Here is a 25,541-nt window from a genome sequence, read left to right as displayed (position 1 = left end):
CATGCCTATCGATGAACTGTTTGCCGTGTATCCGCTGGCCTTTGTGGTCAGCGCGCTGCTGCTCGGGCTGGTGGTCGGCAGCTTCCTCAATGTTGTGGTGTGGCGCCTGCCGAAGATGCTTGAGCGTGACTGGCGCCAGCAAGCCCATGATGTGCTCGGCCTGCCCACTGAAACGCCCGTGCCGACCTACAACCTGATGCTGCCGCACTCCGCGTGCCCGCATTGCGGACACCGGATCCGCCCGTGGGAAAACATTCCGCTGCTCAGTTATCTGCTGCTGCGCGGGCGCTGCTCGGCCTGTTCGGCGCCGATCAGTAAACGCTACCCGCTGACCGAACTGGCCTGCGGCCTGCTGTCGGCATTCATCGCCTGGCATCTGGGCTTCGGCTGGCCGGCGGGCTTGCTGATTTTGCTGACGTGGGGCTTGCTGGCGATGAGTCTGATCGACTGCGAACATCAGTTGCTGCCCGATGTGCTGGTGCTGCCGCTGCTGTGGCTGGGGCTGATCGTCAACAGCTTCGGCGTGTTCGTGGCGTTGCCCGATGCATTGTGGGGCGCAGTCGCGGGTTATCTGGCGCTGTGGTCGGTGTTCTGGCTGTTCAAACTGCTCACCGGCAAGGACGGCATCGGTCACGGCGATTTCAAACTATTGGCCTTGCTTGGCGCTTGGGGTGGCTGGCAGATTCTGCCGCTGACGATTCTTCTATCGTCCTTGGTGGGGGCGATTTTGGGCGTTGTCATGCTGCGTCTGCGCGCCCAGGCAACCTCGACGCCGATCCCCTTCGGGCCCTTTCTGGCAATTGCCGGCTGGATTGCCTTGCTCTGGGGTGGTCAAATAACCGACTTCTATTGGCAGTCTGTCGGTTTGAAATGAATACCCCTGTGGAAAAACCCTGGATCCTCGGCCTGACCGGCGGCATCGGCAGCGGCAAAAGCGCGGCGGCGCAGCACTTCATCGACCTCGGCGTGCATGTGGTGGATGCCGATCATGCGGCGCGCTGGGTAGTCGAGCCGGGGCGTCCGGCGCTGGCGAAAATCGCCGAGCATTTCGGTTCCGGCGTGTTGCAGGCCGATGGCACGCTGGACCGTGCCGCCCTGCGCAAACTGATTTTTGAAGACCCCGAACAGCGACGTTGGCTCGAAGCGCTGCTGCATCCGTTGATCGGCGAGGAAATCGCTCATCATCTGGCGCAGGCAAAATCGCCGTACGCGATTCTGGTGTCACCGTTGCTGATCGAGTCCGGGCAATACGCGATGACCCAGCGCATTCTGGTCATCGATGCGCCGCAACAACTGCAGATCGAACGCACCTTGCAGCGTGACCAGACCAGCGAACAACAAGTGCAGGCGATCCTCAAGGCGCAATCGAGCCGTGAAGACCGCGTGAGCCGTGCCGACGATGTGATCGTCAACGACCGCGACCTCGCCTGGCTGCACAGCGAGGTCGAGCGTCTGCATCACTTTTATCTGACTTTATCCGGAGGCCAAGCATGAGCCAGATTCCAACCGTTGAATGCCCAACCTGCGGCGCCCCCGTCGAATTCACCCCGGCGAACAAATTCCGTCCGTTCTGCTCCGATCGCTGCAAACTGATCGACCTGGGCGCCTGGGCCTCGGAAGAGCACAAGATTCCGGTCGCCCCGGATGCCGAAGACGAGCTGTTTTCCGGCGATTTCGATCCGCGTCACTGATCGCTGATCAGGGCCGCATAAAGCCGTAGTCCTGACTGTCGTCGAGGTTCTCCGCGAGAAAGCGCAACTCGTCGGCCAGGTCTTCGACATTGCGCACTGCCTTGCTCTGCTGCACCACGGCGCTGAGCAGGGCGCGCAAACTCAGGCCCGGGTCAAAGCCCACCTCCTGCGCCAGCTCCAGACTCTGCCGGGTTTCCTGCCGCGCCCATTCGTACACGCCCATGCCACTGCTCCTGAAGGGATTTGCGTGAGCATGAAATCTCTGCGGCATGGCCGGTTTGATGTGGATCAAGACTTCGGATCGTCGTCCTTCCACGGCGCTGAAAGGTAACGGGTGCGGTTGAAGGTCTCCAACCATTCCGGGCAGAACACCACCAACGCGCTGACAACCATGCCGTTGATAAAGGCCTCGGGAAACAGCAGCAACCACAGGTAGCCGACGAAATCTTCCAGCCATTCCGGCATGGCGAAGAGGCCGTCGTACCACAGCAGCGTCAGGCTCAGAATCAGGCACAACAGGCCGGATAACGCAGCGGCGAAGAAACCGGAACAGAAGATGTAAACGAATGGATTGCGTGGCTGCGCACGCTCGACCAGAATCGCCACGCACTCGGTGATCAGCACTGGCAGCAGAATCAGCAACGCGCCATTGACGCCCACCGCCGCCAGGTCCTGACGCCCCAGCAGCACCAGCCCCATCTGCGCAACCAGCCCGCCGACGATCGCCAGCGGCCAATCAAGCAGCAGCGTCACCGCGGTCATGCCGATGAAGTGATAAGACACGCCGGTGTCGAAATCCCTGCGCACCAGCCACAGCAGAAACAGCGCGAACACCGTGCCGAACAGCAAGTGCTGCCGGCGACTGTCGCTGAACAGCTCGACCCATGGCGCACGCATGATCGCCCAGAGCAGCACCGGCAGATAAATCAGCCAGCCGAGCGTCAGGCTTGCCGAGGATAGCAGTTCAGTTCCAATCATGACCCTTCACCTTTCCAACGACACGTCCTCTGTAGGAGCTGCCGAAGGCTGCGATCTTCTGGCTTTGAAAGAACAAGAGCAAAAGATCGCAGCCTTCGGCAGCTCCTACAAGGGCGAAATTGCACGACGTTTCTATGTGGGCCGATGCAAAGCTATCTGCTTGTCGCATTTGGACGCTAAGCTTGGGCTTATGGATGATTCAGATTATTTACGCCTGCTGACCATCGCGGCCGAGCAGGCCAATGCGTTCCTGTCCAATGCCCGCAAATGGGAGCGTGAGCGTTGGGTCTGCCAGCGCCTGCTGCAAGGTCTGAACATCCCCTACCGCGCCGACGAATTCGCCCCGGCCGGTGAGCCGCCGGACGTGTTGTTCCGCGATGCCAATTTCGAAGTTTTTTTCGTCCTCGACGAAGGCCGCCGTCTCAATGATGAATGGCGCGACGAGTTGCAGCGTCGGCGCAGTGCGTTCTCCCTGAGCCAACTGGTGCGCCGCGAAGCCAAGCCCAAACGCATCCCGGCCAATGAATTTCTCCTGCGTCTGGCGCCAACGCTGCGCAAGAAGGCGCACAACTACAAGGAACGCGGCATGGATCTGGGTGAGCTGGACATCATCGCCTTCGCCAGCCTCAAACGCGAAGTGCTGGATCTCAACAGTCACTTCCCGCCACCGACCGAATATCTGCGTCAGGGCTGGCGCTCGCTGTCGCTGGTCGGCCCGACATTCGCCCGTGTGCTGTTCGCCCACCCCGACGCACCAGACTTTCTGCGCAGCAACCTCGGCCGCAGCATTGTGTTCGACGTGGGCATAAGCCTGTGACGCCGCTGCAGCAGTTGATCGCCGAGGTTCCGCAAACCGGTCGTGTGCGCTGGATCGGTGTGCGTCCAGAATCCCGTGGGCCGATGCTTGAGCTGGACGCGGTCGAGGCGCGGCTGGAAGCGGGGCTCACCGGCGACCACGCCCGCCCGGGCGTTCGCAATGCGCGACAGGTGACGCTGATTCAGTGGGAGCACCTGGCGGTGATCAACGCACTGATGGGCCGCCCCGCTGACCAGCCGGTCCGGCCTGAAGATCTGCGGCGCAATCTCGTTATAAGCGGAATCAATTTGTTTAGCCTGAAGGGGCGGCGCTTTCGCATCGGGCAAGCGATACTCGAAACCACTGGCTGGTGTCAGCCCTGCGCACGCTTGCAGAACAACCTCGGCCCGGGCACTTTTCAAGCCGTGCGCGGGCATGGCGGGATCACCGCCCGGGTGTTACAAAGCGGCATCATTCGCCTCGACGATAGCGTGTGCGTCGAACCGGTTCCGGACAGTGGCTACGCTGCGTTCAATCCGGGCTGAAAACCGCTGTAGCCTGTGCTCATTCAGTAACGTCTACCTGACGAGGCAAATATGACCAGCCGCCTGAACCCCGAAGACCAAAAGCATGTCGAAGAGTACCTGCAACTGTCCCAACACCGTGTCGAGCGCCGGCCTTTCCGGCCTTGGATGCTCCTGGTGCTGGTGCTGGCAGTGACCATTGGTCTGGGCCTGTTGAGCCGATTTATCAGTTACCTGACGTTATGAGCTGCCTTGCGCTCCCTCGGGTAACCGCACCGATTTCCTTTAAAAACCTTGCGAGTTATCCCTATGTCCCATCGTATTGTCATTGTCGGCGGCGGCGCCGGCGGTCTGGAGTTGGCTACCCGTCTGGGTAAGACTCTGGGCAAGCGCGGCACGGCCAGCGTGATGCTGGTCGACGCGAACCTGACCCACATCTGGAAACCGCTGCTGCACGAAGTGGCCGCCGGTTCCCTGAACTCTTCCGAAGACGAACTCAACTATGTCGCCCAGGCGAAATGGAACCACTTCGAGTTCCAGCTCGGGCGCATGAGCGGGCTCGATCGCGCGCAGAAGAAAATCCAGTTGGCCGCGACCTATGACGAAAACGGCGTCGAGCTGGTACCGGCGCGTGAAGTGGCTTATGACTCGCTGGTGATCAGCGTCGGCAGCACCACCAACGATTTCGGCACCCAGGGCGCGGCGCAGCATTGTCTGTTCCTCGATACGCGCAAACAGGCCGAGCGCTTTCATCAACAATTGCTCAATCACTATCTGCGCGCCCACGCCGGGCAGACCGATGTGGTCGAGCAGATCAGCGTGGCCATCGTCGGCGCTGGCGCTACTGGCGTCGAACTGGCGGCAGAGCTGCACAACGCCGCCCATGAATTGGCCGCGTATGGTCTGGACCGGATCAAACCGGAAAACATGCACATCACGCTGATCGAAGCCGGCCCACGAGTGCTGCCTGCCCTGCCGGAGCGCATCAGCGGGCCGGTGCACAAAACCCTGGAGAAGCTCGGGGTCAATGTGATGACCAACGCAGCAGTCAGCGAAGTGACTGCCGACAGCCTGATCACCGCCGATGGCAACGAGATCAAGGCCAGCCTGAAAGTCTGGGCTGCCGGCATTCGCGCACCGGGCTTCCTCAAGGACATCGACGGTCTGGAAACCAACCGCATCAATCAGCTGCAAGTGCTGCCGACTCTGCAAACCACGCGCGACGAAAACATCTTTGCCTTCGGCGACTGTGCGGCCTGTCCGCAACCGGGCACTGATCGCAACGTCCCACCACGGGCACAAGCGGCGCATCAACAGGCGTCGCTGCTGGCCAAGTCGCTGAAACTGCGCATCGAAGGCAAGACCCTGCCGGAGTACAAATACACCGACTACGGCTCGCTGATCTCGCTGTCGCGTTTTTCTGCTGTGGGTAACTTGATGGGTAACCTGACCGGCAGCGTGATGCTCGAAGGCTGGCTGGCGCGGATGTTCTATGTGTCGCTGTACCGTATGCACCAGATGGCGCTGTACGGGCCGTTCCGCACGGCGATGCTGATGCTGGGCAGCAAGATTGGTCGTGGCACCGAGCCGCGTCTGAAACTGCACTAGGGCCAACTTCTGTGGGAGCTGGCTTGCCAGCGATGGCGCCGGGTCAGTTGATATTTCTGTTGCCTGACCCACCGCTATCGCGGGCAAGCCCGGCTCCCACAGGTTTTCGTACTGCTCGAAGATCCGGCGCATTCGCGAGCAGCCTCGCTCCCACCTTTGATCTTTATTCCAAGCCCCGCATCGCGCGGGGCTTTTTATTGGCTGTCGATCACAGCTGGAAGCGCCGCACCATGCCCTGTAGCGCATTGGCCAGTTGCGACAGTTCGTGGCTCGATGCGCTGGTCTGATCAGCCCCCGCAGCCGAACGCACCGACAGGTCGCGAATGTTCACCAGATTGCGATCCACTTCCCGCGCCACCTGCGCCTGCTCCTCGGCAGCGCTGGCGATCACCAGGTTGCGCTCGTGAATCTCGTGCACCGACGCCGTGATCGTCACCAACGCCTCACCCGCCCGCTCTGCCAGAACCAGCGTGCTCGCCGCACGAGATGCGCTGGCCTGCATTGATTCCAGCGCCTGGCTCGAACCGCTGCGCATGCCTTGCACCATCTGTTCGATTTCCTGCGTCGATTGCTGGGTGCGATACGCCAGCGCGCGCACCTCATCGGCTACCACCGCAAAGCCGCGACCGCTTTCGCCCGCACGCGCTGCTTCGATGGCAGCGTTGAGCGCCAGCAGATTGGTCTGCTCGGCGATGGCGCGAATCACGTCCAGAACCTTACCGATGTCTTGCGATTGATTGGCCAGCGACTGCACCAGTTCACCGGTGTTCTGCACATCACTGGCCAGCGCATTGATCGCGCTGGCGGTTTCGCTGACGCGCTCCTGGCCCAATTGCGCCGACTGACTGGACTGGCGCGTGGCATCGGACGTCGACACCGCGTTGCGCGCGACCTCCTCCACCGCAGCGGTCATCTGGTTGACCGCAGTGGCGGCCTGTTCGATTTCGTTGTTCTGCTCTTGCAGGCCTTGGGTGCTGTCGACGGTAACGGCGCTCAGTTCATCCGCGGCGGTGGCCAGTTGCGTAGCTGAGCCGCTGATACCTTGCAGGGTCTCGCGCAGGTTCTGTTGCATCGTCGCCAAGGCGTTGAGCAAGCGGCTGACTTCGTCATTGCCATGGGTTTCGATCGGTCGGGTTAGATCGCCCTTAGCGACACTTTCAGCGGCATCCACGGCGCTGCTCAGCGGGCGCACGATACTGCGCGTGAGCAACATCGCCAGCGCCACCGTGGCCAGCGCTGCCAAGGCAATGAAAAGAGTAACGATGGTGCGCGAGGTTTCATAATGCGCGGCGGACTTCTCGCTTTCGGCAGCGACCTGGCGGGCGAACAGATCGGCGAGATCATTGAGCTGTTTGCCGGAGCCGTCGACCACGGTCTTCATGTCAACCAGCAGCAATTTGGTCAGCTCGTCACGCTTGCCTTGCTCGGCAAGGGTGAATGACTGGGCAATGCCAGTGCGATAGGCGGCGAAGGTTTTCTTGAACTGGTCATACAGCTGCTGACCTTCGGCAGTGTCGACCAGTTTGTCGTAGGCGGCGATCTTCTCGCTCAGTTCATTGTCGCGGGTGTCCATCTGGCCGCGATAGGTGGCGATATTGGCCGGATCCTGATCGAGCGCCATGCGCAGGGAGATGGTGCGGATGCGCAGCATCAGTTCGCGGATCTCGTCGCCGCCACGGATGCTCGGCAACCAACGGTTCTCCACCGCCACCTCACTGTCGCGAATGCTCGACATCTGTCCCAGCGCAAACACGCCGAGCAAGGCCACCAACACCGCGATCAGGGCAAATCCCAGGGCAGCCCGGGGAGCAATATTCAACTGACGAAGCAACATGACGAACGCCCTTATTCTTGTAATGGCCAGATCAAGGGGCGAAGCGTTGGCAGTCCCCTCGTGTTAGCGGGCTATCGGCAGGTTGTATGACGACTTGAAGGGATTCAGCTTTCGGCAGGCAAAAAAAATCCCCGTATCTTTCGATACGAGGATTTTCAATATGGTCGGGGTAAGGGGATTCGAACTCCTGACATCCTGCTCCCAAAGCAGGCGCGCTACCGGACTGCGCTATACCCCGGTAAAAAAAAGGCGACCTTTCAAAGATCGCCTTCTTCGATCAGCGCTTTTGGCCTCTGATCTTAAGATTCGATCCCAGCGCAAACTGGTTTCAAAAATGGTGGGTCGTGTGGGATTCGAACCTACGACCAATTGGTTAAAAGCCAACTGCTCTACCAACTGAGCTAACGACCCAAATATGGTCGGGGTAAGGGGATTCGAACTCCTGACATCCTGCTCCCAAAGCAGGCGCGCTACCGGACTGCGCTATACCCCGGTTTGAAATTGGCTCCGTGACCAGGACTCGAACCTGGGACCCAATGATTAACAGTCATTTGCTCTACCGACTGAGCTATCACGGAACTACATATTTCAATTTACAACGGTGAAGCTTTGTTGCATCTCGCCACCCGTTCGCATCGCTGCGTTCGTGTGTCTGAGGCGCGCTATTCTACAACCTAGAACACCTCTGTCAACCCCCTAAATTGCTTTCAAGTTAATGATTTGCAACTTATTTCAGATTCCAACCCGGTGGGTTGAAACGCTGCCGGTGACTGACTGCGGGGCGCACTTTACAAGCCTTTTCCTTTGAGTTCAACAGCCTGGCGAAAAAAAGGCCTCGCAATGCGAGGCCTTCCCGGTTTCATTGCCGCTGAGGCTTAGCCGAAAACGATTTCGTCGTTCTCGACCTTGCCGGTGGCGGTGTCGCCAGGCATGAAATGCCCCGACAGGATCAACTGTGCCAGCGGGTTTTCGATCCAGCGCTGGATCGCCCGTTTCAAAGGACGTGCGCCATACACCGGGTCGTAACCGACGGCGATCAGCTTGTCCATCGCCTCCGGGCTCAGCTCCAGCTTCAGCTCGCGCTCGGCCAGGCGGCTGCGCAGGCGGCCCAACTGGATCTCGGTAATCCCGGCGATCTGATCCCGCGCCAACGGCTCGAAGATCACCACCTCGTCGACCCGGTTGATGAACTCAGGACGGAAGTGCGAGGTCAGCGCGTCCATCACAGCAGCACGCTGCGCCTCACGATCACCGACCAGCTCCTGGATCTGCATCGACCCGAGGTTGGACGTCATCACGATCACCGTGTTGCGGAAGTCCACCGTACGCCCGTGACTGTCGGTCAGCCGGCCATCCTCAAGCACTTGCAGAAGGATGTTGAACACATCCGGATGGGCCTTCTCGACTTCGTCCATGAGGATCACCGAGTACGGCTTGCGACGCACCGCTTCGGTCAGATAACCGCCCTCTTCGTAGCCGACGTAGCCCGGTGGCGCACCGATCAGACGAGCCACGGAATGTTTCTCCATGAACTCGGACATGTCGATCCGCACCATCGCCTCTTCGGTATCGAAGAGGAACTCGGCCAAGGCCTTGCACAGCTCGGTTTTACCAACACCGGTCGGGCCGAGGAACATGAACGAGCCGCTCGGACGATTCGGGTCGGACAGCCCGGCGCGGGAACGCCGCACGGCGTTGGCCACAGCCACGACCGCTTCTTCCTGACCGATGACCCGTTTGTGCAACAGGCTCTCCATCTTCATCAGCTTGTCGCGCTCGCCTTCGAGCATCTTCGACACCGGGATGCCGGTCCACTTCGACACGACTTCGGCAATCTCTTCTTCAGTCACCTTGCTGCGCAGCAACTGGTTTTCGCTCTTGCCGTGCTGGTCGACCATTTGCAGGCTGCGCTCCAGATCGGGGATCACCCCGTACTGCAACTCCGCCATGCGATTCAGGTCGCCTTTGCGGCGTGCGGCTTCCAGTTCCTGGCGCGACTGTTCGATCTTCTGCTGGATCTGCGCAGAACCCTGCACCTCGGCTTTTTCCGAGTTCCAGATTTCTTCCAGATCCGAATACTCACGTTCGTGACGCTCGATTTCTTCCTGGAGTTTTTCCAGGCGTTTCTTCGCTGCGTCGTCGCTTTCTTTCTTCAGCGCTTGGGATTCCACCTTCAGCTGAATCAGGCGCCGCTCCAGACGATCAAGCACTTCCGGCTTGGAGTCGATTTCCATGCGGATACGGCTGGCGGCCTCGTCGATCAGATCGATGGCCTTGTCCGGCAACTGCCGGTCCGTGATGTAGCGATGGCTGAGTTTCGCCGCGGCAATGATCGCGCCGTCGGTGATCGCCACCTTGTGGTGGACCTCGTAACGCTCCTTGAGGCCACGCAGAATGGCGATGGTGTCTTCTTCGCTCGGCTCGTCCACCAGGACTTTCTGGAAACGCCGCTCGAGCGCCGCGTCCTTCTCTATATATTGGCGATACTCGTTGAGCGTGGTCGCGCCGACGCAGTGCAACTCGCCGCGAGCCAGCGCAGGCTTGAGCATGTTGCCGGCATCCATCGAGCCTTCGCCCTTACCAGCGCCGACCATGGTGTGCAGTTCGTCGATGAACAGAATGATCTGCCCTTCCTGCTTCGACAGTTCGTTGAGCAACGATTTCAGGCGCTCTTCGAACTCACCGCGATACTTGGCGCCGGCAATCAGCGCGCCCATGTCCAGCGACAGCAGGCGCTTGCCTTTAAGGCCATCCGGCACTTCGCCGTTGATGATGCGCTGCGCCAGCCCTTCGGCGATCGCGGTTTTACCCACGCCAGGCTCACCGATCAGCACCGGGTTGTTCTTGGTGCGGCGTTGCAGAACCTGAATGGTGCGGCGGATCTCGTCGTCACGGCCGATCACCGGATCAAGCTTGCCGTCTTCGGCGCGCTTGGTCAGGTCGACGGTGTATTTGTCCAAGGCCTGACGCGATTCTTCGTGGTTGGCGTCATTTACCGCTTCGCCACCACGCAGGTTGTTGATCGCGTTTTCCAGGGCTTTTTTGCTCACGCCTTGGCCGAGCAGCAACTTGCCAAGCTTGCTGTTCTCGTCCATCGCGGCGAGCAGCACCAGTTCGCTGGAAATGAACTGGTCGCCCTTCTGCTGAGCCAGACGGTCGGCCTGATTGAGCAGGCGCGCCAGATCCTGCGACATGTTGACGTCGCCGGTCGGATTCTGGATTTTCGGTAGTTGATCGAGCTCTTTGGTCAGCTCTTTACGCAAGCTGTTGACGTCGAAGCCTACTTGCATCAGCAACGGCTTGATCGAACCGCCCTGCTGTTCAAGCATGGCCTGCATCAAATGCGACGGCTCGATGGCCGGATGATCGTGGCCAACCGCCAACGACTGGGCGTCGGACAGGGCCAACTGTAATTTACTGGTTAAACGGTCAATACGCATGGGTCACCTTCCTTTTGAGCAGGCCGGACCTAAGAAACCATCCTGAATAAAGAAACCTGCCAGATACCACTGTAGATGCGGTCGATTCTGGGAGATTCAAGCGTCGGAGAGTTGATGCAGATCAGAGAGTTTAGCGGGTGAGCCAAACAAGGGAGGCGAAACGACCGGTGCGCGACGCACGGCGGTAAGAGAAGAAGCGCGGGTCGGTCACGGTGCAGAAACCGCCACCATAAACAGCCGTGACACCCCGTTCAGCCAGACGCAGGCGCGCCAGCAGATAGATATCAGCCATGAACTTGCCGGCATTGTTGCTCGGTACGAACGCTTCTGCTGCTTCAGGCAGTTGATTGATGAAGACTTCGCGAACTTCCGGACCGACCTCGAAAGCCTTTGGGCCAATCGCCGGGCCGAGCCAGACCAGAATCTCTTCAGGCGCAACATTGAGGCTATCGAGGGTCGCTTCAAGCACCCCCGCCGCCAAACCACGCCAACCGGCATGGGCCGCCGCTACGCGAGTGCCCGCACGATCGCAGAACAACGCCGGCAGGCAGTCCGCCGTCATCGCTGCGCAGGCAATACCCGGCGTTGCGGTCCAGCTGGCATCTGCAGTCGCAACGATGCCCGGATCAGCATGGGCAACGGTGATCCCGTGCACTTGCTGCAACCAGGCAGGCTGTATAGAGAAGTGCTCGGTCAGACGCCGACGGTTCTCGGCGACGGCTTCAGGACGATCATCAACGTGATCGCCCAGATTCAGGCTGTCGAACGGCGCCTCGCTGACACCACCCTCGCGGGTGGTGACACAGGCCCTGACGCTGGCCGGCGCAGGCCAGTCCGGCGTCAGCCAGTTCATCCGACGAAGGCCTCGCGATCCTGCTTGAGCAGGGTCAGCAGCCAGACGAAATCTTCCGGCAGCGGCGATTCCCAGCTCATGCGCTCACCGCTCGTCGGGTGATCGAGTTCAAGGAAGCGCGCGTGCAGCGCCTGACGCGGGAAGTGCTTGAGCGATTCCACCATGGTCGGGTTGGCCGCAGGCGGAATGCGGAAACGCCCGCCGTAGGCCGGATCGCCGACCAACGGGAAGTTGATGTGCGCCATGTGCACGCGGATCTGGTGGGTCCGACCGGTTTCCAGCTTCACTCGCACATGAGTGTGGGAACGGAAACGCTCGAGCACGCGGTAATGGCTGACGGCAGGCTTGCCGCCTTCCATCACTGCCATGCGCTGGCGTTGCTGGCCGTGACGACCGATCGGCGCATTGATCTTGCCACCGGCGGTGACCACGCCGATCACAATGCACTCGTAGATACGGCTGACGCTGCGGCTCTGCAATTGTGCGACCAGCTTAGTCTGCGCCTGAATGGTCTTGGCCACCACCATCAGACCGGTGGTGTCCTTGTCCAGACGATGCACGATGCCGGCGCGCGGGACATTGATGATGTCCGGCACATGGTGCAACAAAGCGTTGAGCAGGGTGCCATCGGCATGACCGGCAGCCGGGTGCACCACCAGGCCCGCAGGCTTGTTGATCACCAGGATGTCGTCGTCTTCATAGACGATGTCGAGCTCGATGTCCTGGGCGATCCACTCGCCCTGGGCTTCCTGCTCGGCAGTCAGCTCAAGGACGGCACCGCCATGCACAATGTCGCGCGGGCGGATCACCGCCCCGTCCACAGTCAGGCGACCTTCTTTGATCCAGGCGGAAAGGCGCGAGCGTGAGTGCTCAGCGAAGAGTTGGGCGGCGACTTGATCGAGGCGTTGGCCGCCCAATTCGGACGGCACCTCTGCGCGAAGTTCAATTTTATCGGACATGCTCGGACTGGGCGTCGGCACAGCCTTTGGTTTCGGCTGCGCGCTTGTGGTTAAATACGGCGTCTTTTGCCCCGAGGCTTTTCAACGGGGCGCTCATCATAACAGGACGGCCCCGCCCAAGACAGCGGCCGTCATAGGGACGCAAGCCGCCATGCAAGTGAAACACCTGCTGCTGATCGCCATCCTCGCATTGACCGCTGCTTGCTCATCGAAGGAAGTCGTAGACGAAAACCTCAGCGAAGCCGAGCTGTATCAGCAGGCTCAGACTGACCTGGACAACAACAGCTACACCAGCGCCACAGCCAAACTGAAGGCTCTGGAGTCGCGTTATCCGTTCGGTCGCTACGCCGATCAGGCTCAGCTGGAGTTGATCTACGCCAACTACAAGAACGCCGAGCCGGAAGCTGCAAAGTCTGCCGCCGAGCGTTTCATTCGTTTGCATCCGCAGCATCCGAACGTGGATTACGCGTACTACCTCAAGGGTCTGACCTCGTTCGACCAGGACGTCGGCCTGCTGGCGCGCTTCCTGCCGCTGGACATGACCAAGCGTGACCCGGGCGCCGCCCGCGACTCGTACAACGAGTTCGCGCAGCTGACCAGCCGCTACCCGAACAGCCGCTACGCGCCGGACGCCAAGCAGCGCATGATCTATCTGCGCAACCTGCTGGCGGCCTACGAGATTCACGTCGCCGACTACTACCTGACCCGTCAGGCTTATGTAGCCGCTGCCAACCGTGGCAAGTACGTCGTGGAAAACTTCCAGGAAACCCCATCGGTCGGCGACGGCCTGGCGGTGATGACCGAGGCTTACCAGCGTCTGCATCTCGACGATCTGGCCGCCACCAGCCTGGAAACCCTGAAGCTCAACTACCCGGATCACCCGAGCCTGCAAGATGGCCAGTTCGTGCCACGCGTAGCCGAGGCCGACAACCGTTCGTTCCTGAGCAAGGCGACTTTGGGCCTGATCGAATCGCGTCCACCGCTGCCGCCGGGCGAAACCCGCGCCAACCAGGACGTGCAGAAGCAGTTCCAGGACGCGAAAGATGCGATTCCGAACGAGCTCAAGCCTAAGGACGAAAACGGCGACGTGATCGAAGAGCCAGAGCCGGAATCCAGCGACACCGATCGCTCGTGGTTCAGCTACATGACCTTCGGCGTGTTCGACTGATCACACCGGCTGTACGAAAAAAGGGAGATCTGCGGATCTCCCTTTTTTATTGCCGCACTTTAATAGGCTGTGCGCTGATCGGGTCCTTGGCTAAACTGCCGGATCATCAGTCGAAAAGCCGCTCATCATGCTTCGTTTATTGTTCTGGATTGCCCTGATCTTCGCCGCCATCTGGCTCTGGCGCAAATTCAAGGCCCCCGCCTCGTCCACCCGATCGCCGCGCGAACAGGATGCGCCGCCGATGGTGCGCTGCGCCCACTGCGGCGTGCACCTGCCGCGCGACCGCGCGCTGGGCAACCAGCAACTGTGGTATTGCAGCCAGGCTCATCTCGAGCAAGGCCCGGGCGCCAGTGGTCGCTGAGGCCGCCAACGCCGACCAGAAACAGGCGCAGCGTCTGCTGCGCCTTTATCACCTGTACCGTTTAAGTGTCGGCATCACTCTGGTGCTGCTGATCTCCAGCAACATGGACAACCGCCTGCTGACGTCGGCCAACGACGATCTGCTGCGCGGCGGCAGCTGGCTGTACCTGATCATCAACATGCTGCTGGTGGTGTTCCTCGAAAATACCCGGCGCCCGGCGCAGTTGTTCACCCTGGCGCTTGTCGATGTGCTGCTGTTGTGCGGCCTGTTCTACGCAGCGGGCGGCGTGGCCAGTGCGCTGGGCAATCTGCTGGTGGTCTCGGTGGCGATCAGCAATACCCTGCTGCGCCGACGCATCGGCCTGCTGATTGCCGCCATTGCGGCGATCGGCATTGTCGGCCTGAGCTTTCTGCTGGGGCTCAGCCGCCCCTTGAGCGCCAACGCCTACTTGCAAGCCGGCACCCTCGGTGCGCTGTGCTTTGCCGCCTCGCTGCTGGTGCAAGGGTTGATCCGCCGCCTCGAAGTCAGCGAGACCCTGGCCGAACAGCGCGCCAGCGAAGTGGTCAGCCTGGAGGCGCTGAACGCGTTGATCCTGCAACGCATGCGCACGGGTATTCTGGTGCTCGACGAGCAACGTCGGGTGCAACTGGCCAATCACAGCGCGCAGAGTCTGCTCGGCCACAGTCACCTGCAAGGTCATATGATCGACGAATATTCCCCAGCACTGGTCGAGCGTCTGCAACTGTGGCGCAACAACCCGACCTTGCGCCCGCAGAGCCTGAAAATCCCCGGCAATGGCCTTGAGCTGCAGCCCAGTTTCATCGCCCTTGAGCAGAGCCCGAACCAGCAGACGCTGGTGTTTCTCGAAGACCTGGCGCAAATCACCCAACAGGCGCAGCAACTCAAGCTCGCTGCGCTCGGGCGTTTGACCGCCGGCATCTCCCATGAAATTCGCAATCCACTGGGCGCGATCAGTCATGCCGCGCAGCTGTTGGCCGAGTCCGAGGAACTCGATAGCGCAGATCGGCGTCTGACGCAGATTATTCAAGACCACTCCCAGCGCATGAACCGAGTCATCGAAAACGTCCTGCAACTGTCCCGCCGCCAGCAAAGCGCGCCGCAACGGCTGGACCTCAAGCCGTGGCTGGAAGACTTCGTCGGCGAAATCCGCGAGCAGGCCAATGAGCGCCAGCACATTCATCTGCGGATCAATTCCGGCGATTTCACCACGCTGATGGATCCCAACCAATTGCGGCAGATTCTCGACAATCTGATACGCAATGCCTGGCGTCACAGTGCGCAACTGCACGAGCAGGCCGACGTCTGGCTGGCACTGTTCGTCGACCCCGAAAGCCAATTGGCAGTGCTCGAAGTGCAGGACAACGGCCCCGGCGTGTCGGCCGATGAACAGGCGCATCTGTTTGAGCCGTTCTTCACTACCAGCAGCCAGGGCACCGGTCTTGGCCTTTATCTGTCCCGTGAGCTGTGCGAAAGCAACCAGGCACGCCTAGACTTCAAATCACGCCAAGGCGGCGGCTGCTTTTGCATCACTTTTGCTCACGGACGGAAACAAAGTTGAATACAAGCCCACGGCAAAAAATTCTAATCGTCGACGACGAACCGGATATCCGCGAGCTCCTGGAAATCACCCTGGGACGGATGAAACTCGAGACCTTCAGCGCCCGCAATCTGGGCGAAGCTCAGGCGCTGTTGCAGCGCGAGCACTTTGACCTGTGCCTGACCGACATGCGCCTGCCCGACGGCACCGGGCTGGAGCTGGTGCAACACATTCAGCAACGCGATCCACACCTGCCGGTGGCGATGATCACGGCGTACGGAAGCCTGGAAACTGCGATCAATGCGCTGAAGGCCGGGGCGTTCGACTTCCTCACCAAACCGGTGGAACTGCCGCGCTTGCGCGAACTGGTCAGCTCGGCGCTGCGCCTGCCGACAGCGGGCGGCTTGAGCACGGCAATCGAGCGACGGTTGCTGGGCGATTCGCCGCCGATGGCTAATCTGCGCAAGCAGATCGACAAGCTCGCACGCAGTCAGGCACCGGTGTACATCAGTGGTGAATCCGGCAGCGGCAAAGAACTGGTCGCGCGTCTGATCCACGAACAAGGTCCGCGCGCCAGCCAACCCTTTGTGCCGGTGAACTGCGGGGCAATTCCATCGGAACTGATGGAAAGCGAATTTTTCGGCCACCGCAAAGGCAGTTTCACTGGAGCCGTCGAAGACAAGCCGGGGCTGTTTCAAGCGGCCCATGGCGGCACTCTGTTTCTCGATGAAGTCGCCGATTTGCCACTGTCGATGCAAGTGAAACTGCTGCGGGCGATCCAGGAAAAAGCCGTGCGCAGCGTCGGCGGCCAGCAGGAAACGGTGGTCGACGTACGCATCCTTTGCGCAACGCACAAAGACCTTGAAGCCGAAGTTTCGGCCGAACGCTTCCGCCAGGATCTGTATTACCGGCTCAACGTCATCGAACTGCGTGTGCCGTCCCTGCGCGAACGCCGTGACGACATCGAGGCGCTTGCCATGCACGTGCTCAAGCGCCTGGCCAAAGACACCGGACAACCCGAAGCGCGCCTGCACCCGCAAGCGCTGGAGGCGCTGAAGAACTATCGCTTTCCCGGCAATGTGCGCGAACTGGAGAACGTCCTCGAACGCGCGCACACCCTGTGTGAAAACCGCACGATCGAGGCGCAGGATCTGCGTTTGAGCGAAGGCAATTGCACGGCGGACGGGGCGATGGCCGATCTGACGCAGGTCGACAATCTTGAGGATTATCTGGAGAGCGTCGAGAGGAAGCTGATTTTGCAGGCGCTGGAGGAAACCCGCTGGAACCGCACGGCGGCGGCGCAGCGGTTGAGTCTGTCGTTTCGGTCGATGCGCTATCGGCTGAAGAAATTGGGCTTGGATTAGATCGCAAAGATCGCAGCCTTCGGCAGCTCCTACAGGGAACGCATTTCATTGTAGGAGCTGCCGAAGGCTGCGATCTTTTGACCTTGCTCTACAGGCGGCCCTCAGGCGCATACGGCGCCGGATCAATAATCGGCGCCCGCCCCAGCATCACGTCAGCAAATAGCTGACACGATGCCGGCGCCAGCACCAGCCCGTTGCGGTAATGCCCGCAGTTCAGCCACAACCCCTCGAACCCCGGCACCCGGCCAATAAACGGAATGCCCTCCGGCGACCCTGGCCGCAGCCCCGCCCAGTGCCCGACCACTTCGGCATCCGCCAGCGCCGGCAACAATTCGATCGCCGAGGCCTTGAGGCTTTGCAGCGCTATGTCGGTCGGGGTCTTGTCGTAGCCTTCGTGCTCCAGCGTGCTGCCAATCAGAATGTGACCGTCGCGACGCGGGATCGCATAACGCCCCTTGGCCAGCACCATGCTTGGCAGGAAATCAGCCGCGCACTTGTAGAGAATCATCTGGCCTTTGACCGGTTCGACCGGCAGCGTCAGGTTCAGCGTCTTGAGCAGATCACCGCTCCACGCTCCCGCTGTCAGCACAATCTGATCGCCGTTGATCACGCCCGTCGGAGTCTGCACGCCGACCACGCGCTCGCCCTCGCGGACGAAGCCACTGACTTCGCATTGCTCATGAATCGTCACATTCGGCAGCGCCAGCAGCGCGGCTTTCAGCGATTTGACCAGCCGTGGATTGCGCACGTTGGCGACATCGGCCATGTAGATCGCCCGGCTGAAACCGCTGCCGAGCACCGGCACCGCGTCATGTGCCGCCGAGATATCCACAGCCCGCAGCGGCCGATTTTCCCGCTCGGCCCAGGCCAGGGCTGCGGTTTCATCGTCCAGATCCAGCCAATACAGGCCAGTGGTGTGCACCTCAGGATCAACCCCCGTGTCAGCAAACAAGCGTTGGCCGAGCTGTGGATAAAAGTCCTGCGACCAATGCGCCAGCGCGGTGACTGCCGGACTGTAGCGCCACGGGTATAACGGCGAGACGATGCCGCCGCCAGCCCAGGACGATTCCTGGCCGACATTCGAGCGATCCAGCAGCACCACGCTGCGCACTTCGGAGGCGAGATTGTAGGCAGTGAGCAGGCCAATCACCCCGCCGCCGACAATCACCACTTGCTGTTGCCTGGTCATGTTTGATCCAACCGTAAAAAGACAGTGGACGCAAAAGGCGCCCGAAAAAGAATGCGTCAGCGGCCCCAGCAATCCTTGGCGGTCACTCCGGTGGTCGCGTTGTTCATGCTTCGCACGCCGGTGTTGGTCAGGGTGAAATCCCCGCACTTGTCGGTGGCCATGGCCGAGCCGGTTTTACGCGTCGCGGTCAGCACAAAGGTCTGGTCGGTCAGCGTCGGGGTGATGGTGTAGAAATCATTGCCCGCGCTCAGTCCGGTGACGCCGGTGTAGACATTGTTGCGGGTGTAGAAGCGTTCGAGGGTCTGCGCCTGCTCCGAGAGCAGCGAGACCACTTCGGCGCGACGGCCCTTCTTCACGTATTCGTTGTAGCTGGGGATGCTGATGGTGAGGATGATCCCGATAATCGCGATGACGATCATGATCTCGATCAGGGTAAAACCTCGGCTGGTTCTGCGCATGCCTCAAATTCTCGCTTACTGGATTTGTCGCCACATGATACGACGGCTGCCGCCGCCACCCTTTTCCACAATGACCGTGACCGCGCCGCTGGTGTCAGTGGTGCCCTTGCGCTCGCCGTTAGCGGAGATGAAGTTCAGGGTCGGAATGCCGCCGGTAAAAATCACGCCGCTGGATATCGTATCGTTGCTGTCGACCAAACGGTCGCCGGTGGTGTCGATCACGGCGTAGTTGAGCATCTTACCGTTGAACGCATCCAGTTCGACCAGTCTGCCCGTACCAAAGCTCGAACACGGGTCGGTGGTATCGACGCTGGCAGTAGTGAAAACAACTCGCCCCAACACAAGACTGGCCTGATTGATTACGCGCTCGCCGGTCAGCACGTTGTTATACACCAGCGGCAGATACCAGCCTTTTTCTCCCGGATAGGTCGTTTCATTCTGGCTGGTGGTCAGGAACTGCCCGGAACTGCCGGAGAACGAACCGGTTATCGCCTGTGCTTGCAAACTGCTGACGGTGATTTGTCCGGCCCCACCCTCTGCATCCCAGATTGAATAGAACGCCTGCAGATCCTTGTTGGTCTTGTCGGCAGTCTCGTTGAACTTGCCGGAGCCAAAGAACACCTGCTTGCCGCCCTGTGGGTTGTCCGCCAGCAGCGGTTGCGCGGTGATCGGCTGCGTTGCCCCGCCCGGGGCGGTGAACAATGGCTTGCCGGCAAACGCCACGCCCCAGCTTTCTGCCCCGGGTGCGCTCAAGTCGAATTTCCACATACGCCCCTTCAGGTCACCAGCGTAGGCAGCCTGCACTACGTTCGAAGAGTTGACCCTGAGTTTTACCGAAGACAGACCGTTGCTGGTTTCCGTGCTGTCGATGACGATTTTCCTGATCAGCGAACCATCCATTGCATCCAGTACATACAAAGCCGCAACCCCCGAATTGCTGCCGTAGCCGTTGGCGATGAATGTCGCCCAGCGACCATTGGCCAGGCGTGCCACTTCCGGACGGGCGTAGGCGTAACCCAGATCATTGAAAGCATTCGACGCATTGGCCATAGCCGGTGCACTGACTTCCCACAGTGCCTTGATCACGTTGCCTGCCGAGGCATCGAACAGTTGCAGTCCGTAGAAGGTTTTGCCACCGGCCCCCGTTCCGCCAATGGCCAGCGTTCTCCAGGTGGTGCCGGCCTGCGCATCGAACACGCCGACCTGACCGTCCACGAGAAACTTGTGGCTGACGCCGTTGACGTAATTGGTATCCGCAATCAGCCGCAACGAAGGCAGCACGCTGGAGGGCATGTAGGCATAACGGCGGGTGCCGTTCGTCGAATTGATCACATTGACGAAACCGTCGTTGGCGTTCACTACCAGACTGGTATTCATGTTCGCAGCCTTGGTGGTCAGGTAGTTGGTGTAACTGCTGTCACCCGTCAAGTCGGATGCGGTCTTGTCCGAAGGCGACGCGAGTACCAGCGGCGAATTGATGATGTCGCCCAGCAGCGCAGTGCGCACTTTGAGCCCGGCCCTGTTGGTCCCTTTGCTCCACTCCACCAGTTCAGTGCCGCTGATACCGGTGGGCAGGCCCTGATTCAACGTGTTCTGCTGGGCCGGGGAAAAGCTGCCGAATGCCAGCGCAATGGGCGTGTTGCTCAAGGTGTTCCATGACTGGAAAGTCGCCGCTGTGGCAGAGGGCACGATGGTGGTGTCGGTCGACCATTGCGCCGCCGAGGTATTTACCGTGCCGGTCGAGGTAAAGCCGAACGACCTGATCGTGCCGCGCCAATCCTTGGGATCGTAGGTTGTCTGGTAAAAACTGCTGCCACTGGTCAACGTACTGCTGCTGGCAACACCGGCACCACCGGAGCCGGCCTTGGAAGTGATATCGCTGAGTGCCGACGATAACGCCGCATTGAGCCCGGAGCTGTCGGTCGCCTGGTAATACCTGCCCTGCCCGTAACTGGCGGCGTCGGACAACATATCGTTATCCGCCGCGAAACCCACGGTGTAGGTGTTCATGTTCTGCCGGGGAAAATCCACCGCGTTCCAGCTCTTGCCGGCGGCATCGGTGCCGGTCGAGCGCATGTCGATGTCGAAGGCGAATTTGGCAATGTCATCCAGATAGAGTGTGTCGCCCTCACCGTCACCGTTGAGGTTGTCGCCATCGTTATTCACGCCATCCCAGTTCGGTAAGCGACTGCCTCCCAGCGGATCGTTGGTCGGGAAGGTACGGTCATAGGTCGGCAAGCCATCGGTAATCACCACGCCGTAGTTTTTCTGGCAGCGGTATTGAATCGGACTGGTATAGGTAGCCGGCGTGCCGTTGTAGTAAGGCGCCAAGCCACGCATGTAGCGCGTGACTTCGTAATAGCTCTCGGCCAATGGCGTGTTGGCCACGGCGTTCAAGCCGTTGATCGATGAAATCAGCGCGTTGTAGTTGGTGTCTGCCTGGGCCTGGGTGACGCTGCCCGCGACGGGTGACAAATCGGTGATCGAGCGAGCGATGAAACCGCCGTTGCCCGGGTTGCTGCTCGTCGCCGGATTGAATGTCGACAGGCCCATGCGCAAGGTGCGGTTGCTGCTCACCAGTGCGGTGGAAACGTTGCGCGCCACGTTCATCCGGTAATCGTTGGGAATCGCCCCCGTGGTGAAGTCGCGGGTGCCGTTGCTGTTGGCGAGGCTGACTATGTAGGAAATGTAATCGGCGGAATACCGAGTGTTCTCATTACCTACGGGGTCGGGCAGTTTCAGGCACAAGGGCGCCACGCTGTTGTTGTAGAACGCATAGGCGCCTCCCGAGCAACCGGAAGTCGGCAGGCTCGATAGAAACACCGTGTCGCCGGTAATCTGCGGCGCATTGAGTGCAGAGCACAAGCCGAGGAAGGCATTGCACTGCCGGGCGGGAGTGCGGTTGACGTTCGGGTCGAATCCGGCGGCGTAAATGATGCTGTTCATACTCCCCGAATCATCGATCAGCAGCATCACGTTCGGCGCCACCGCTGCCGCGCTCAGCAATGGCGAATCGGAAGGCGTGAAAGCCCAGGCCGGTGCCGCCAGGTAGCTACTCAGCAGCATGCCGATCAGCAGCGACAGGCCGCGCTCAATACTTCGCATAGACACTCTCCACCACGCTACGCGAATTGCCGGCGATGCCGACCGCAGTGACTCGATACAACGTCGCCGAAGTGTTACTTGGTACGTTCACCGCCGTCAGGGTCGTGCCGATGTTCTGCACGCCATAAAAGCCATTACCGGCAGCGATCCAGGTCACCCCGGAGGTCGAATTGAAGCCGGCCGAGCTGACCGATGACGATTCCGCCGGCGGCAGACATTGGCTCGTGCCGCTGCACACCGCCAACGAGTAACTGTCCAGTTGCACTGCGCTTTCGCCGACACGCAATGCCGCTTCGGCCGCCTGAAATGATTGATTGCGCAGGCTGACGCTGCCGGCCATTTTCTCTTGCAGGTTGGCGCTCTGCATCGAGGACAAACCGATCAATGTGAGCAACAGCAGAAACACCAGACTGACCAACAAGACCATGCCGCGCTGTGCCTGACGTTGTTGCAAGGAAATCCTCATCGCCGCCCCCTCATGGCAAGCGGTTGCGCAATGCCGCAACCACGTTGAAGGTTTGATTGCGCACCCGATTGTTCGGGTCGGTGAGGGTCAGGCTCAGGCGCACGCTGCGGATGCGCGCCGGATCGCCAGGGTTGCTGCTGTAGGTCGAGGCTGCGACGTCGGTCGCCGAACTGGCCAGACCGAATGTGACGTTGAAGGCGCTGACATTGTTGACCAGCACTTGCTGCACCGGATTGCCGCTGCCAGTGCCCATGAGGATCTGGTTATTGCTGAAGCTGTAGATCAGGCGCCGGATCGGGAACGCAATCTGCCCCGTGGTCGGGCTGCGCAATCCGCTGTAGGCGACCGCGCTGTTGCGACAATCGGAAATCACCGTCCAGGTCGGCGTTCCCCCGCCGCTGCCGACATCGGCGGTGACCATGGTCAGCTTGAGACTGGCGTTATCCCAGCTGATCGGGATGAGTTGCGCAGTGTTGAAATCCCCTGCAGAACTGGAGTCGACGATGGTGCCGAGGCAGCCGAACATGCCGACCATACGAATTTCCTGAATCATTTTGCTGAGAACGAAGCGCGCGTCTTCCTGCATCGCTGCGGCGCTGTTCTGACTGACGTAGGTGTTTTTTGCGGCGATGAAAATCTGTACCACGCCGAGCACGACGATCAGCCCCAAAGCCAGGGCAATCAGCAACTCGATCAGGCCGAAACCACGGCTGGCACGCTTCATGGTGTGGCCACCGGATCGACCGCCGCACGGCTGCTCAGGACGAAACTGCGCTGGGCACTGGCAGCGTTCGCCGCGCGCGCATCGCTCCAGGTAATGGTGATGGTGTAGACCCGTTGATTGAGGGTGATGCTGCCCGTCGCGGTCGGACCGCCGAAGTTGGCGATGTTGGTGGTGAAATCGTAGAGGTCCTGGTCCCGCGCATTACTGAGATTGCCCGAGGTCGGTGGCGTGACGGTGTAGTTGGCGCCGGAATTGGCGCGGATGCGATCCATCATGTCATAGGCGATGAAACTGGCCTGACTGGTCATCCGCGAACTGTCGGTGTACTTCAGCGCATTGAGTTGCACCGCCGCTGCGCCCAACAGCCCGACGGTCAGAATCAGCAACGCGACCAGCACTTCGATCAGCGTCATGCCCTCCTGTGCGTTTTTGCTCCCTGCCCTCATCCGCAATTTCCACCCAGTTGAATGCGTCCGTTCAAACACACGTTCAGCGTCCTGCTTTGCGTGCCCAGCGTGTAACCGATGACTAACGCCGTCGACGGTGCCGCCAGACCACCAAGATTGTTGAAATCCAGTGCGGTCACTCCTGAGGGTAGCGTCAGAGTCGCGCCGCTGCTCATCGCTGGAACAACCCGCAACACATTGGCCGGATTGCCAGTGCTGTCGTAGACCGCCAGCTCACCGGTCCACACACTGCCGCCGGCGGTCGGACGCAGACGCGTGGTCACGCCGCGATTGATTGCCTCGAGGCGAGCGAAATTGATCGCGCGCTGCAAGTCGCCGACTTCGGTATCCGCCCTGCTGCTCTGGATCGTACGGGTAAAGGCCGGCACCGCCAGCGTGATCAGTATCAGGAACACCGCGATGGCGACCAGCAACTCGACCAGCGTGAAACCTTTTGTACGAAGATCCATCGGTGCCCTCCGTTGCCGTCGGCTATACCTGCTTTTACACGCTAGAACATTCGCTCGGCACGCGCCGACTGATTTGCCCTGCGCGGCGCACGGATTGCGCTGCTCATACCATTCCACGGAGGGATTTTTCATGCCGCAACACGGTTTCAGCCTGATTGAACTGCTAATGGGACTGGCGATTGGCGCAATTGTTCTGCTGCTGGTCAGCCCGGCGTTCGCTGCACTCAAACAGGCGACTCAGCGCGACCACGCGGCGCAGTCGCTGCTCGAAGGTATCCGCCACGCTCGCACCCTGGCTATGACCCACAATCAAAGTGTGGTGATCCATGGCATTGACGGCGACTGGAGTCAGGGTTGGCGGATCATTCTGGATAGAAGCGGCAAGGGGCCGGAGGACAGCAGCAATCCGCTGCTGGTGGAGCGCGCCAGTGAGGCGAAGGTGGCGATTGTCGGCAATTGGTGGGTGAGCCGCTACGTGCGGTTCAGTCATCTGGGACAGCCGCTGATGCCGGGACGGCGATTTCAGGCGGGGACAATACACATCTGCTCGCCGCGCGAACCGGTCAGCCAGCGGCAGATCGTGCTGGCGGCGACCGGTCGCGTGCGCCTGGGCAGTCAGGAGACTGAACAGGCGCTGTGCGACAAAGGCAGAAGCGTCAGATCGAACGGACGCGCAGCTCTTTCGGCATCGAGAACGTGATGTTTTCCTCACGGCCAGCCAGCTCATCGGCACCGGTCGCGCCCCAGGCCTGCAATTGCTGGATCACGCCCCGGACCAGCACTTCCGGTGCCGAGGCGCCAGCGGTAATGCCGATGCGCTCGACGCCGTCGAACCAGCTCTGTTGCAGGTCCTCGGCACCGTCGATCAGGTACGCCGGAGTCGCCATACGCTCAGCCAATTCGCGCAGGCGATTGGAGTTGGAGCTGTTCGGGCTGCCGACCACCAGTACCACGTCGCATTCGTCGGCCAGTTGCTTGACGGCGTCCTGGCGGTTTTGTGTGGCGTAGCAGATGTCGTCCTTGCGCGGGCCACCGATGGCCGGGAAGCGCGTGCGCAGGGCATCGATGACGCGGCTGGTATCGTCCATCGACAAGGTTGTCTGGGTGACGAAGGCGAGTCTTTCCGGATCACGCACTTGCAATGCGGCCACGTCCTTTTCGTCTTCAACGAGGTAGATCGCGCCGCCATTGCTGGCGTCGTACTGGCCCATGGTGCCTTCGACTTCCGGGTGACCGGCGTGGCCGATCAGGATGCACTCGCGACCGTCGCGGCTGTATTTGGCGACTTCGATGTGCACCTTGGTCACCAGCGGGCAGGTTGCATCGAAGACTTTCAGGCCACGACCGGCGGCTTCGTTGCGTACGGCTTGGGAAACACCGTGGGCACTGAAGATGACGATGACGTCATCGGGTACCTGATCGAGCTCTTCGACGAAAATCGCGCCACGGCTGCGCAGGTCTTCGACGACGAACTTGTTGTGCACCACTTCGTGACGCACATAGATCGGCGGCCCGAAGACTTCCAGGGCGCGGTTGACGATTTCGATCG

General features: G+C 60.5%; 26 protein-coding genes and 4 tRNA genes. 12 read left to right on the top strand and 18 right to left on the bottom strand.

Going from position 1 to position 25,541, the window contains the following annotated elements; all coding sequences use genetic code 11:
* The first annotated feature begins 1 nt into the window (after position 1).
* From D8U60_RS22375 to yacG, 3 genes are read left to right on the top strand one after another with little or no spacing between them, the layout of a single operon-like run.
* Positions 2 to 874: an A24 family peptidase gene (locus D8U60_RS22375; protein WP_130900966.1), complete on the top strand. Its 873-nt coding sequence runs from the start codon at positions 2 to 4 to the stop codon at positions 872 to 874.
* Complete coding sequence (gene coaE / locus D8U60_RS22370; protein ID WP_130887103.1) at positions 871 to 1,494, top strand: dephospho-CoA kinase; 624 nt, start codon at positions 871 to 873, stop codon at positions 1,492 to 1,494. Before D8U60_RS22375 ends, coaE begins: the two co-directional genes overlap by 4 nt.
* Positions 1,491 to 1,691, top strand: a complete 201-nt coding sequence (gene yacG / locus D8U60_RS22365) for a DNA gyrase inhibitor YacG (RefSeq protein WP_016773149.1) — start codon at positions 1,491 to 1,493, stop codon at positions 1,689 to 1,691. Before coaE ends, yacG begins: the two co-directional genes overlap by 4 nt.
* A gap of 7 nt (positions 1,692 to 1,698) precedes the next feature.
* Here yacG and D8U60_RS22360 read toward each other — a convergent pair whose 3' ends face one another.
* Entirely contained in the window at positions 1,699 to 1,914 is a 216-nt protein-coding gene (locus D8U60_RS22360) for a hypothetical protein (protein ID WP_056790451.1), read from the bottom strand.
* A gap of 65 nt (positions 1,915 to 1,979) precedes the next feature.
* A complete protein-coding gene (locus D8U60_RS22355; RefSeq protein ID WP_125925985.1) occupies positions 1,980 to 2,669 on the bottom strand; it encodes an energy-coupling factor ABC transporter permease in 690 nt (229 codons plus the stop codon).
* Between the two features lie 190 nt (positions 2,670 to 2,859).
* Between D8U60_RS22355 and D8U60_RS22350 the strand changes: the two genes are divergently transcribed.
* The 4 genes from D8U60_RS22350 (at position 2,860) to D8U60_RS22335 (ending at position 5,597) form a co-directional block, all read left to right on the top strand.
* Positions 2,860 to 3,486 (top strand): DUF1780 domain-containing protein, encoded by a 627-nt coding sequence (locus tag D8U60_RS22350; protein WP_007909887.1) that lies wholly within the window; start codon positions 2,860 to 2,862, stop codon positions 3,484 to 3,486.
* Positions 3,483 to 4,010 (top strand): MOSC domain-containing protein, encoded by a 528-nt coding sequence (locus D8U60_RS22345; RefSeq protein ID WP_016773146.1) that lies wholly within the window; start codon positions 3,483 to 3,485, stop codon positions 4,008 to 4,010. The genes D8U60_RS22350 and D8U60_RS22345 overlap by 4 nt, the downstream gene beginning before the upstream one ends.
* 51 nt (positions 4,011 to 4,061) lie before the next feature.
* Positions 4,062 to 4,235: a DUF3094 domain-containing protein gene (locus D8U60_RS22340; RefSeq protein ID WP_007909875.1), complete on the top strand. Its 174-nt coding sequence runs from the start codon at positions 4,062 to 4,064 to the stop codon at positions 4,233 to 4,235.
* Positions 4,236 to 4,298: 63 nt separating this feature from the next.
* Positions 4,299 to 5,597 carry an NAD(P)/FAD-dependent oxidoreductase gene (locus tag D8U60_RS22335; RefSeq protein ID WP_016773144.1) on the top strand — a complete coding sequence of 433 codons (1,299 nt, stop codon included), beginning with the start codon at positions 4,299 to 4,301 and terminating at the stop codon, positions 5,595 to 5,597.
* A gap of 208 nt (positions 5,598 to 5,805) precedes the next feature.
* Here the strand turns inward: D8U60_RS22335 and D8U60_RS22330 are convergent, their stop codons facing one another.
* The 8 genes from D8U60_RS22330 to rluD form a co-directional block, all read right to left on the bottom strand.
* Positions 5,806 to 7,431 carry a methyl-accepting chemotaxis protein gene (locus D8U60_RS22330; protein WP_130900965.1) on the bottom strand — a complete coding sequence of 542 codons (1,626 nt, stop codon included), beginning with the start codon at positions 7,429 to 7,431 and terminating at the stop codon, positions 5,806 to 5,808.
* Positions 7,432 to 7,592: 161 nt separating this feature from the next.
* Positions 7,593 to 7,669 (bottom strand) — tRNA-Pro (locus tag D8U60_RS22325).
* 97 nt (positions 7,670 to 7,766) lie between these two features.
* Positions 7,767 to 7,842 (bottom strand) — tRNA-Lys (locus tag D8U60_RS22320).
* Between the two features lie 5 nt (positions 7,843 to 7,847).
* Positions 7,848 to 7,924: transfer RNA gene (locus tag D8U60_RS22315), tRNA-Pro, on the bottom strand.
* Positions 7,925 to 7,933: 9 nt separating this feature from the next.
* Positions 7,934 to 8,009 (bottom strand) — tRNA-Asn (locus D8U60_RS22310).
* Positions 8,010 to 8,306: 297 nt separating this feature from the next.
* On the bottom strand, positions 8,307 to 10,871 hold the full coding sequence (clpB, locus tag D8U60_RS22305) for an ATP-dependent chaperone ClpB (RefSeq protein ID WP_130900964.1): 2,565 nt from the start codon (positions 10,869 to 10,871) through the stop codon (positions 8,307 to 8,309).
* Positions 10,872 to 11,001: 130 nt separating this feature from the next.
* On the bottom strand, positions 11,002 to 11,724 hold the full coding sequence (pgeF, locus tag D8U60_RS22300) for a peptidoglycan editing factor PgeF (RefSeq protein ID WP_130900963.1): 723 nt from the start codon (positions 11,722 to 11,724) through the stop codon (positions 11,002 to 11,004).
* Positions 11,721 to 12,683, bottom strand: coding sequence for a 23S rRNA pseudouridine(1911/1915/1917) synthase RluD (rluD, locus tag D8U60_RS22295; RefSeq protein WP_016773140.1), 963 nt, complete (start codon positions 12,681 to 12,683; stop codon positions 11,721 to 11,723). The genes pgeF and rluD overlap by 4 nt, the downstream gene beginning before the upstream one ends.
* Before the next feature lie 151 nt (positions 12,684 to 12,834).
* On the opposite strand from rluD, the gene D8U60_RS22290 reads away from it, so the two are divergent.
* From D8U60_RS22290 to D8U60_RS22275, 4 genes are all read left to right on the top strand, one after another.
* A complete protein-coding gene (locus D8U60_RS22290; protein WP_016773139.1) occupies positions 12,835 to 13,851 on the top strand; it encodes an outer membrane protein assembly factor BamD in 1,017 nt (338 codons plus the stop codon).
* Between the two features lie 127 nt (positions 13,852 to 13,978).
* Positions 13,979 to 14,212 carry a PP0621 family protein gene (locus D8U60_RS22285; protein ID WP_016773138.1) on the top strand — a complete coding sequence of 78 codons (234 nt, stop codon included), beginning with the start codon at positions 13,979 to 13,981 and terminating at the stop codon, positions 14,210 to 14,212.
* The gene (locus D8U60_RS22280; RefSeq protein ID WP_122698540.1) at positions 14,202 to 15,791 is read left to right on the top strand and encodes an ATP-binding protein; all 1,590 of its coding nucleotides are present in this window, start codon (positions 14,202 to 14,204) and stop codon (positions 15,789 to 15,791) included. The genes D8U60_RS22285 and D8U60_RS22280 overlap by 11 nt, the downstream gene beginning before the upstream one ends.
* Complete coding sequence (locus D8U60_RS22275; protein WP_024014351.1) at positions 15,788 to 17,134, top strand: sigma-54 dependent transcriptional regulator; 1,347 nt, start codon at positions 15,788 to 15,790, stop codon at positions 17,132 to 17,134. The genes D8U60_RS22280 and D8U60_RS22275 overlap by 4 nt, the downstream gene beginning before the upstream one ends.
* A gap of 88 nt (positions 17,135 to 17,222) precedes the next feature.
* On the opposite strand, the gene thiO is transcribed toward D8U60_RS22275, so the two are convergent.
* The 7 genes from thiO to D8U60_RS22240 are packed head-to-tail and all read right to left on the bottom strand — an operon-like array spanning position 17,223 to position 23,992.
* Positions 17,223 to 18,323: a glycine oxidase ThiO gene (thiO, locus tag D8U60_RS22270; RefSeq protein WP_130900962.1), complete on the bottom strand. Its 1,101-nt coding sequence runs from the start codon at positions 18,321 to 18,323 to the stop codon at positions 17,223 to 17,225.
* A gap of 56 nt (positions 18,324 to 18,379) precedes the next feature.
* Positions 18,380 to 18,781 (bottom strand): type IV pilin protein, encoded by a 402-nt coding sequence (locus tag D8U60_RS22265; protein WP_016773135.1) that lies wholly within the window; start codon positions 18,779 to 18,781, stop codon positions 18,380 to 18,382.
* Between the two features lie 15 nt (positions 18,782 to 18,796).
* Entirely contained in the window at positions 18,797 to 21,886 is a 3,090-nt protein-coding gene (locus D8U60_RS22260; RefSeq protein ID WP_130900961.1) for a PilC/PilY family type IV pilus protein, read from the bottom strand.
* Positions 21,873 to 22,352: a PilX N-terminal domain-containing pilus assembly protein gene (locus D8U60_RS22255; protein WP_016773134.1), complete on the bottom strand. Its 480-nt coding sequence runs from the start codon at positions 22,350 to 22,352 to the stop codon at positions 21,873 to 21,875. Before D8U60_RS22255 ends, D8U60_RS22260 begins: the two co-directional genes overlap by 14 nt.
* 10 nt (positions 22,353 to 22,362) lie before the next feature.
* The gene (locus tag D8U60_RS22250) at positions 22,363 to 23,076 is read right to left on the bottom strand and encodes a prepilin-type N-terminal cleavage/methylation domain-containing protein (RefSeq protein ID WP_122698537.1); all 714 of its coding nucleotides are present in this window, start codon (positions 23,074 to 23,076) and stop codon (positions 22,363 to 22,365) included.
* On the bottom strand, positions 23,073 to 23,522 hold the full coding sequence (pilV, locus tag D8U60_RS22245; protein WP_071173641.1) for a type IV pilus modification protein PilV: 450 nt from the start codon (positions 23,520 to 23,522) through the stop codon (positions 23,073 to 23,075). Before pilV ends, D8U60_RS22250 begins: the two co-directional genes overlap by 4 nt.
* On the bottom strand, positions 23,519 to 23,992 hold the full coding sequence (locus tag D8U60_RS22240; RefSeq protein WP_130900960.1) for a GspH/FimT family pseudopilin: 474 nt from the start codon (positions 23,990 to 23,992) through the stop codon (positions 23,519 to 23,521). The genes pilV and D8U60_RS22240 overlap by 4 nt, the downstream gene beginning before the upstream one ends.
* Positions 23,993 to 24,122: 130 nt before the next feature.
* Between D8U60_RS22240 and D8U60_RS22235 the strand changes: the two genes are divergently transcribed.
* Positions 24,123 to 24,692, top strand: coding sequence for a GspH/FimT family protein (locus D8U60_RS22235; RefSeq protein ID WP_016773130.1), 570 nt, complete (start codon positions 24,123 to 24,125; stop codon positions 24,690 to 24,692).
* On the opposite strand, the gene ispH is transcribed toward D8U60_RS22235, so the two are convergent.
* Positions 24,649 to 25,539, bottom strand: coding sequence for a 4-hydroxy-3-methylbut-2-enyl diphosphate reductase (ispH, locus tag D8U60_RS22230; RefSeq protein WP_241663569.1), 891 nt, complete (start codon positions 25,537 to 25,539; stop codon positions 24,649 to 24,651). The two genes, D8U60_RS22235 and ispH, sit on opposite strands and share 44 nt — an antisense overlap.
* Between the last annotated feature and the right edge of the window lie 2 nt (positions 25,540 to 25,541).

This window comes from Pseudomonas sp. Sample_11 (genome assembly GCF_004307505.1).
In the GTDB taxonomy this organism is placed as follows: domain Bacteria; phylum Pseudomonadota; class Gammaproteobacteria; order Pseudomonadales; family Pseudomonadaceae; genus Aquipseudomonas; species Aquipseudomonas atacamensis.
The sequence above is the reverse complement of the archived record's forward strand: the minus strand, read 5'-3'. Positions and strand labels throughout refer to the sequence as shown.

Excerpts from the sequence above, each read along its gene's own strand:
- D8U60_RS22235 (WP_016773130.1), top strand. The coding sequence starts at position 24,123 with ATGCCGCAACACGGTTTCAGCCTGATTGAACTGCTAATGGGACTGGCG.
- D8U60_RS22265 (WP_016773135.1), bottom strand. The coding sequence starts at position 18,781 with ATGCGCAGAACCAGCCGAGGTTTTACCCTGATCGAGATCATGATCGTC.
- D8U60_RS22250 (WP_122698537.1), bottom strand. The coding sequence starts at position 23,076 with ATGAAGCGTGCCAGCCGTGGTTTCGGCCTGATCGAGTTGCTGATTGCC.
- yacG (WP_016773149.1), top strand. The coding sequence starts at position 1,491 with ATGAGCCAGATTCCAACCGTTGAATGCCCAACCTGCGGCGCCCCCGTC.
- pgeF (WP_130900963.1), bottom strand. The coding sequence starts at position 11,724 with ATGAACTGGCTGACGCCGGACTGGCCTGCGCCGGCCAGCGTCAGGGCC.
- D8U60_RS22330 (WP_130900965.1), bottom strand. The coding sequence starts at position 7,431 with ATGTTGCTTCGTCAGTTGAATATTGCTCCCCGGGCTGCCCTGGGATTT.
- D8U60_RS22340 (WP_007909875.1), top strand. The coding sequence starts at position 4,062 with ATGACCAGCCGCCTGAACCCCGAAGACCAAAAGCATGTCGAAGAGTAC.
- D8U60_RS22350 (WP_007909887.1), top strand. The coding sequence starts at position 2,860 with ATGGATGATTCAGATTATTTACGCCTGCTGACCATCGCGGCCGAGCAG.
- D8U60_RS22255 (WP_016773134.1), bottom strand. The coding sequence starts at position 22,352 with ATGAGGATTTCCTTGCAACAACGTCAGGCACAGCGCGGCATGGTCTTG.
- D8U60_RS22240 (WP_130900960.1), bottom strand. The coding sequence starts at position 23,992 with ATGGATCTTCGTACAAAAGGTTTCACGCTGGTCGAGTTGCTGGTCGCC.
- D8U60_RS22335 (WP_016773144.1), top strand. The coding sequence starts at position 4,299 with ATGTCCCATCGTATTGTCATTGTCGGCGGCGGCGCCGGCGGTCTGGAG.
- D8U60_RS22285 (WP_016773138.1), top strand. The coding sequence starts at position 13,979 with ATGCTTCGTTTATTGTTCTGGATTGCCCTGATCTTCGCCGCCATCTGG.
- D8U60_RS22260 (WP_130900961.1), bottom strand. The coding sequence starts at position 21,886 with ATGCGAAGTATTGAGCGCGGCCTGTCGCTGCTGATCGGCATGCTGCTG.
- thiO (WP_130900962.1), bottom strand. The coding sequence starts at position 18,323 with ATGACCAGGCAACAGCAAGTGGTGATTGTCGGCGGCGGGGTGATTGGC.
- pilV (WP_071173641.1), bottom strand. The coding sequence starts at position 23,522 with ATGAGGGCAGGGAGCAAAAACGCACAGGAGGGCATGACGCTGATCGAA.
- clpB (WP_130900964.1), bottom strand. The coding sequence starts at position 10,871 with ATGCGTATTGACCGTTTAACCAGTAAATTACAGTTGGCCCTGTCCGAC.
- D8U60_RS22355 (WP_125925985.1), bottom strand. The coding sequence starts at position 2,669 with ATGATTGGAACTGAACTGCTATCCTCGGCAAGCCTGACGCTCGGCTGG.
- rluD (WP_016773140.1), bottom strand. The coding sequence starts at position 12,683 with ATGTCCGATAAAATTGAACTTCGCGCAGAGGTGCCGTCCGAATTGGGC.
- coaE (WP_130887103.1), top strand. The coding sequence starts at position 871 with ATGAATACCCCTGTGGAAAAACCCTGGATCCTCGGCCTGACCGGCGGC.
- D8U60_RS22360 (WP_056790451.1), bottom strand. The coding sequence starts at position 1,914 with ATGGGCGTGTACGAATGGGCGCGGCAGGAAACCCGGCAGAGTCTGGAG.
- D8U60_RS22375 (WP_130900966.1), top strand. The coding sequence starts at position 2 with ATGCCTATCGATGAACTGTTTGCCGTGTATCCGCTGGCCTTTGTGGTC.
- D8U60_RS22290 (WP_016773139.1), top strand. The coding sequence starts at position 12,835 with ATGCAAGTGAAACACCTGCTGCTGATCGCCATCCTCGCATTGACCGCT.